The 3758-nt window shown below is 63.3% G+C and carries 5 protein-coding genes; all 5 read left to right on the plus strand.

All coding sequences use genetic code 11. The features are described from left to right. The first annotated feature begins 78 nt into the window (after positions 1-78). The gene (locus AC1DOC_RS24025; RefSeq protein ID WP_018905793.1) at positions 79-846 is read left to right on the plus strand and encodes an enoyl-CoA hydratase/isomerase family protein; all 768 of its coding nucleotides are present in this window, start codon (positions 79-81) and stop codon (positions 844-846) included. A 27-nt stretch (positions 847-873) separates the two neighbouring features. Beyond that, the gene (locus tag AC1DOC_RS24030) at positions 874-1845 is read left to right on the plus strand and encodes a Bug family tripartite tricarboxylate transporter substrate binding protein (RefSeq protein WP_018905794.1); all 972 of its coding nucleotides are present in this window, start codon (positions 874-876) and stop codon (positions 1843-1845) included. Between the two features lie 16 nt (positions 1846-1861). Continuing rightward, a complete protein-coding gene (locus tag AC1DOC_RS24035) occupies positions 1862-2611 on the plus strand; it encodes an electron transfer flavoprotein subunit beta/FixA family protein (protein WP_478130636.1) in 750 nt (249 codons plus the stop codon). 2 nt (positions 2612-2613) lie between these two features. Next, positions 2614-3546: an electron transfer flavoprotein subunit alpha/FixB family protein gene (locus AC1DOC_RS24040; RefSeq protein WP_018905796.1), complete on the plus strand. Its 933-nt coding sequence runs from the start codon at positions 2614-2616 to the stop codon at positions 3544-3546. A 10-nt stretch (positions 3547-3556) separates the two neighbouring features. After that, positions 3557-3758: Rid family hydrolase (locus AC1DOC_RS24045; RefSeq protein WP_478130637.1), on the plus strand; the 202-nt coding region annotated here is incomplete at its 3' end.

The raw sequence follows: 3758 nt of genomic DNA on the forward strand, positions 1-3758 counted from the left end.
GAAGACAGGCGTGCCTTGCCCCATCGGGGTTGAGCTGCGAAGACATCTGCTTGCTGGTGCGACTGAAGGAGCAAGCGCATGAAGCCCACCGACAAGGTCCTGTTCGAGTTGCGCGGTCACACAGCGCTGCTCACGCTGAACGACCCAGGCCGGCGCAACGCGTTGTCGCGTGACATCGTGCGCGGCTTCTTTCAAGGCCTGGACCGCAGCCTGGAGGCGCGCGCCCGCGCCATCGTCGTGGCTGCGAATGGCCCCGCATTYTGTGCTGGCGCGAACATCGACGATCTGCGCGATGGCTGGATGGAAGGCAAGGATCCGAGCGAAGACCCGGCGCTGATGTTCAAGCGGCTCTCGGAACTTGATCGTCCCGTGATTGCCGCCATCCAAGGCCCCGCGCTCGGCGGCGGCATGGAGCTCGTGCTCGCCTGCGACCTGGCCGTGGCGAGCGACGCCGCGTGGTTTGCGATGCCCGAGCTTGGGCACGGTGTGATTCCGAACACCGCGCTGGCGCTCCTGCCGCGCGTGGTGGGCCAGCGGCGGGCGCTGGACCTGATCCTTTCCCGCAGGCGCATTCCGGCCGCTGAGGCTTTGAGCCTTGGCCTGGTCAATCGCTTGGTGTCCTCTGGCGATGTAGCCGAAGAAGCCCTGGAACTCGTGCGGGCCGTCGTGGAGACATCGCCTCCCGGCGCCCTTGCGGCCGTCAAGGCCAACCTTCGCGCGCATGCGCCCATTGCATGGGACAGGGTGCTTTCCTCGCCAAAGGATGTGCCGAAGAGCGAGTGGCAAGAAGGGCTGGATGCGTTTACCGAGCGTCGCGCAGCTTCGTTCGAACGCTTCTGGAATTAGTCAATCTCATCAATCAAAGGAACAGTCATGAAGCAATTCATTTCCCTTGCTATCGCGCTGGCAGTTTCGTTTTTCTCTCTTCCTACGCACTCGGCGGACAGCTTCCCTTCGAAGCCCGTTCGCATCATCGTGCCGTACTCTGCCGGCGGCCCGGTCGACATCATCACGCGTGGCTTGGGCGCCCGACTCAACGACGTGTGGAAGGTCGCCACCATCGTCGACAACAGGCCCGGTGCCAACGAGATCATCGGGGCTACGGAGCTCTCTCACGCAACGCCCGACGGCTACACCCTGCTGATGGCGACCGACTCGGCCTTTTCTCAGAACCAGTATCTCTATAAGAAGCTGTCCTACGACCCGGATGCGATGGTCCCCGTCACCCGCCTCGCACTGGCGAACCTTGTGCTGTTCGTGCCGAGCGACTTCCCAGCCTCGAACATGCGCGAGTTCATCGCCTACGCGCGTGCGAATCCGCAGCGCGTCAACTATGGCTCGGCGGGTATCGGCAACATCACGCACCTTTCCATGGCCTACGTCGAGAAGACCTACGGATTGAAGATGACGCACGTGCCGTACAAGGGACTGGCGCCGGTCATCCAGGACATGCTGGCTTCGCAGGTGCAGGTCGCGTTCGGTGTCCCTTCCGCGGTGGAGCCATTCCTGCGGTCCGGCAAGCTGAAAGCGCTGGGCATCTCGGGCGCGCAGCGGGCCAAGCTGCTGCCCACGGTCCCGACGTTCACCGAGAGCGGGTATCCAGACATCGAGTCGAACTTGAACATGGGCCTGTTCGCGCCGCGCGGCACCAATGCCGAAGTGGTCAATGCCATCGCGGGATCGGTGCGAAAGATTCTCCTGGAGCCGGCGTTCAGAAAGACCTACATCGATGACGTCGCGTTCGAGGTGGCTGCAAGCACGCCCGAAGAATTCGCCGCCTTCATCGCAAAGGACAAGCCTCGCCAGAAGGTGAGGATCGAAATGTCCGGCGCCAAGTTCGATTGACGGAAAGGCGAGCTTCATGAAGATCCTTGTCGCCGTCAAACGCGTGGTCGACTACAACGTGAAGGTCCGGGTGAAATCGGACCACACGGGCGTGGACATCGCCAACGTGAAGATGAGCATGAACCCCTTCGACGAAATCGCGGTCGAAGAGGCTGTGCGCTTGAAGGAAAAGGGTGCGGCTACCGAGATCGTTGCCGTCTCCTGCGGGCCGGCGCGGTGCGAGGAAACGCTGCGCACGGCCATGGCCATCGGTGCGGATCGCGGCATCCTTGTCGAAACGACCGAAGAGCTTCAGCCTCTGGCGGTAGCCAAGCTGCTCAAGGCCCTGGTGGACAGAGAGCAGCCCGGTCTTGTGATTCTGGGCAAGCAGGCGATTGACGATGACTGCAATCAGACCGGCCAGATGCTCGCCGCGCTGGCGGACCTGCCGCAGGCCACTTTCGCCTCCAAGGTCGAAGTCGCCGAAGGCAAGGCCACGGTCACGCGCGAAGTCGACGGCGGCCTGGAAACCATCTCGGTCAGCTTGCCCGCCGTCGTCACCACCGACCTTCGCCTGAACGAGCCGCGCTACGTGACGCTGCCCAACRTCATGAAGGCCAAGAAGAAGCCGCTCGAGACCGTGAAGCCCGAGGACCTTGGCGTCGCACTCACGTCGTACCTGACGACCCTCAAGGTCACCGAACCCGCGAAGCGCTCGGCTGGTATCAAAGTGCCCGACGTTGCCGCGCTGGTGCAAAAACTCAAGACCGAAGCCAAGGTGATCTAAACATGACCGCTCTCGTCATTGCCGAGCACGACAACGCCCGCCTCAAGGGGACGACCCTCAATACCGTGACCGCGGCGCTCGCCTGCGGCAGCGATGTGCACATCCTCGTCGCGGGGCACAACGCGAGCGATGCCGCCGAGGCCGCGGCAGGCATCGTGGGCGTGGCCAAGGTGATCCGCGCCGACAGTGAGGCCTTCGCGCATGGCCTGGCCGAGAATGTCGCCGCGCAAGTTGTGGCGCTGGCCGGCGACTACAGCCATATCCTGTTTCCGGCGACGGCCAGCGGGAAGAACATCGCGCCTCGGGTCGCAGCGGTGCTGGATGCGGGTCAGATCTCGGAGGTGACCAAGATCCACGGCGCCGACACCTTCGAACGCCCGATCTACGCGGGCAACGCCATTGCGACAGTGCAGAGCCTGACCGAGAAGAACGTGATCACCGTGCGCACCACCGGCTTCGATCCGGCAGCGGCCACCGGCGGCAGTGCAGCCATCGAGCAGATCGCTACCGTACCCGCCAGCAGCAAAAGCACCTTCGTGAGCGCCGAACTCGTCAAGAGTGACCGGCCGGAGTTGACTGCGGCCAAGATCATCGTGTCCGGCGGAAGAGCACTGGGCAGCAGCGAGAAGTTCATCGCGATCATGACGCCACTGGCCGACAAGCTGGGCGCGGCCATTGGCGCGAGCCGTGCTGCGGTGGACGCGGGCTACGCTGCGAACGACCTGCAGGTGGGCCAGACCGGCAAGATCGTGGCACCGCAGCTTTACATCGCAGCAGGGATTTCCGGCGCGATCCAGCATCTGGCGGGCATGAAGGATTCCAAGGTGATCGTGGCGATCAACAAAGACCCGGAGGCCCCGATTTTCTCCGTCGCCGACTACGGACTGGAAGCGGATCTGTTCACGGCCGTGCCGGAACTGACCAAGGCGCTGTAGGAATTCGGAGATGTGCGCCAACAAGGTAACCCCGATCAACCCTGCTGACCTTGCGCAACCGGGCGGTCATTACTCGCATGGAACCGTCGCCAACGGATTCGTCTTTGTTTCCGGCCAACTCCCCATCACGTCGGCAGGAGAAAAGCTCGTCGATGCGAGTTTTGCGGCACAGGCTCGGCAGGTCCTGGAGAACGTCGGGGCCGTCCTGAAAG

Source organism: Variovorax sp. 01T439_2 (genome assembly GCF_056398445.1).

Bases quoted from the DNA above. Each gene is read 5' to 3' on its own strand.
- AC1DOC_RS24030 (WP_018905794.1), top strand. From the start codon at position 874: ATGAAGCAATTCATTTCCCTTGCTATCGCGCTGGCAGTTTCGTTTTTC.
- AC1DOC_RS24040 (WP_018905796.1), top strand. From the start codon at position 2,614: ATGACCGCTCTCGTCATTGCCGAGCACGACAACGCCCGCCTCAAGGGG.